Source organism: Streptomonospora sediminis (assembly GCF_054778995.1).
Window position 1 is genome coordinate 1 of the sequence record NZ_BAAGYZ010000083.1, and the last position, 655, is coordinate 655.

Below are 655 nucleotides of genomic sequence, written 5' to 3' on the forward strand. Positions count from 1 at the left end.
CCAGGACCCCAACCAGGACAACGGCAACGACGACCACGGCCAAGACCAGAACCAGGGGCAGGATCAGGGCCAAGACCACGGCCAGGATCAGGGCCAGGACCAGGGCCAGGACCAGGGCCAGGGCCAGGACCAGGGCCAGGACCAGGGCCAGGACCAGGGCCAGGACCAAGACCACGGTCAGGACCAAGATCAAGACCAGGGCCAGGACCAAGACCACGGCCAGGACCAGGGCCAGGACCAAGACCACGGTCAGGACCAAGATCAAGACCAGGGCCAGGACCAAGACCACGGCCAGGACCAAGGCCAGGACAACGGCCCCGGCAACCAACACGGCCGCGAGAACGAGCCGGGAGATCAGTCCGACGGGAAGGGCCCGGACAATCAGGAACACCAGGGCGACGGCCCTCGCTCCGGCGGCGAAGGCGAGAATCCGCCGCCTGGAAACAGCCCCGGGAAGGAACCCCTGCAGAAGCTCTCCGACGATCAACCTGGACTCAACGGGAACAGCGCGTTTATCCCCAAAACGGAACCAGTCACCGGAGACAATCCGCCCGCGAGCAAAGACGATAGCGAAGGCGAAGACGGCGGCAGCGAAGACGACACCGAAGGCGACGGTGGCGGCGGCGAAGACGGCGGCGGCCAAGACGACACCGAA

Annotated in this window: 1 protein-coding gene; it reads right to left on the bottom strand. The window is 66.4% G+C overall.

All coding sequences use genetic code 11. From position 1 onward, the window contains the following. The coding region (locus tag ACYVD5_RS17430) for a hypothetical protein (RefSeq protein ID WP_461002123.1) at positions 1-391 on the bottom strand (391 nt) is incomplete at its 3' end. Positions 392-655 lie beyond the last annotated feature (264 nt).